Annotated in this window: 3 protein-coding genes; all 3 read right to left on the bottom strand. The window is 42.7% G+C overall.

The genetic code is table 11. The features are described 5' to 3' along the window. Positions 1–712: NAD(P)/FAD-dependent oxidoreductase (locus WBM98_RS12605; RefSeq protein ID WP_424366375.1), on the bottom strand; the 712-nt coding region annotated here is incomplete at its 3' end. Positions 713–854: 142 nt separating this feature from the next. Then, complete coding sequence (locus WBM98_RS12610; protein ID WP_424366376.1) at positions 855–1895, bottom strand: adenylate/guanylate cyclase domain-containing protein; 1041 nt, start codon at positions 1893–1895, stop codon at positions 855–857. Next, a partial coding sequence (locus tag WBM98_RS12615; RefSeq protein WP_424366377.1) for a response regulator occupies positions 1895–2127 on the bottom strand: 233 nt, incomplete at its 5' end. The genes WBM98_RS12610 and WBM98_RS12615, both read right to left, overlap by 1 nt.

Below are 2127 nucleotides of genomic sequence, written 5' to 3' on the forward strand. Positions count from 1 at the left end.
GCATTTCATGTCCATTGTGTAGTGCCAAGGCCACCAGTTTATTGTTCTTGATGGTAAAATCGGTAACCCGACTTTCAAAATGTATTTCGCCCCCATGTGCAAGAATCGTCTGACGTATGTTTTGAACAATTTTCGGGAGTTTGTTTGTGCCAATATGAGGGTGTGCATCGACAAGTATCTGAGCAGTTGCCCCATGGTGTACCAAACTTTCAAAAATACGGCGTACATCACCTCTTTTTAAGCTTCTTGTATATAGTTTGCCATCGGAATAAGTGCCCGCACCCCCTTCACCAAAGCAATAATTGGAGTCTTCGTTAACGATATGGTCCTGATTGATAGCCTTTAAATCACGGCGGCGTTCCTGAACTTTTTTCCCACGTTCGAACACCACAGGCTTAAACCCTAACTCCAAACAGCGAAGGGCTGCCCACATACCCGCCGGGCCAAAACCTATGATATGTATTTCCTTGGCCTTGGAAACATCTTGGTATTCAAAAATGTAGCCGGTATTTTCTTTAGGTTTTTCCCGTATATAAACCTCCATTTTATAATTAAAATAAATGGTCGGTTTCCGCGCATCGATAGATTTGCGCAGCACTTTTATCGTCAAATCATGTTCAGGTTCCCCCAAATACTTGGCGACTTTTTTTAGTAGGATGCCTTTTTGGGATTCCTCCTTTAAGGAAACCCGTAATTGAATTTGTCTGACCATGGGGTAAAATTAGGGCAATTTAGAGAATAACTTAAATTATACCTAAAATTCGATGCAATCCCTTAGTAGGCGCTGGGGCTTGCTCTTTTTCCGATTCTTTTACAAGGGCAGCAAATTTTATGAATGGGTAAATCGATTCATATTATTCCAATACCTCATATGCGGTAAGGGTCTGCGCCTTGTTCTTCATTACAATTTCCCCTATTTTTTTACATTTAAAGGCTTCTTTGACGAGTTCATAACAGTTCTCGGAAATCAAGATTTGATTGGGTTGGGCCGCGTCCTGTAATCGGGCCGCCGTATTCACGGTATCACCGATTACGGTATAGTCCAAACGCCTTAAACTGGCAGATCCTATATTTCCGGAAATCATTTCCCCGCTTTTAATCCCTATCGAAACTTTCGGCTTATAGCCTGCCATATCCATGGATTCTGGCATGGTGTTGATTTGCTGTCGAACCGCCAAGGCTGCATCTATAGCACGGTCGAGGTGATATTCCCCGCGAAAAACCGCCATGATGGCATCACCGATAAACTTGTCTACATGGCCCTCTTGTGAGATAATCTCTTTCACCATCACATCAAAATAAGTGTTCAGCATCTTCACCACTTCATCGGGGGGCGTGGTTTCGCTAATGGCTGTAAAGCCGCAGACATCGATGAACATCACGGTCGCTTCCAAATTCTCATTGGCCATAATGGTCGATTCATATTCTTGGCCTCCCATAAAGTTGAGCACGTTTTCGTCTACATACATCTTTAGGATGTTGTTCTCTTTGATGGCCTTAAGGGTCTCCTTGATCTGGTGTGCATGTTTCAATGTCTTTTCAACCGTTATCGTCAGGTCTTCAAAGTTGATTGGTTTGGTGATAAAATCGAATGCACCACGGTTCATTGCAGTGCGAATATTCTCCATATCACCATAGGCCGAAACAATGACCGATTTCAACAACGGATTTAATTCGCTGATTTTGGTGAGCAAGGTAAGCCCATCCATTTCAGGCATATTGATATCGCTGAGGACGATATCGGTATCGGGTTCGATCAGGAGTTTCTCCAAGGCATCCTTTCCATTTATCGCAAAAACAAATTCGTACTCATTTTGCCGAATCTGTTTTCGGAATTTTTGTTTGATGAGCACCTCCAAATCGGTCTCATCATCGACTACAAGTATCTTGGCCATTATTTAAGAGTTGTTAATTTGCTTTTCAATAGTGCGAAATCCAAAGGTTTGGTTAAAAAATCGTCCGCACCCAGCCGTTTTGCTGTATTTCGGTTTTCCTCGTCACCATATGCCGTGACCATCATGACCAATGGTGGCGGTTTTTCATAGTCTTTTCTAATTTTTTCCAATAGGTCCAGACCGCTCATGCCGGGCATATTGATATCTGATAAGATCAATACCGCTTCCTGTT

It is taken from the genome of Maribacter sp., assembly GCF_049667165.1.
Taxonomy (GTDB): domain Bacteria; phylum Bacteroidota; class Bacteroidia; order Flavobacteriales; family Flavobacteriaceae; genus Maribacter_A.

Bases quoted from the DNA above. Each gene is read 5' to 3' on its own strand.
- WBM98_RS12610 (WP_424366376.1), bottom strand. From the start codon at position 1,895: ATGGCCAAGATACTTGTAGTCGATGATGAGACCGATTTGGAGGTGCTC.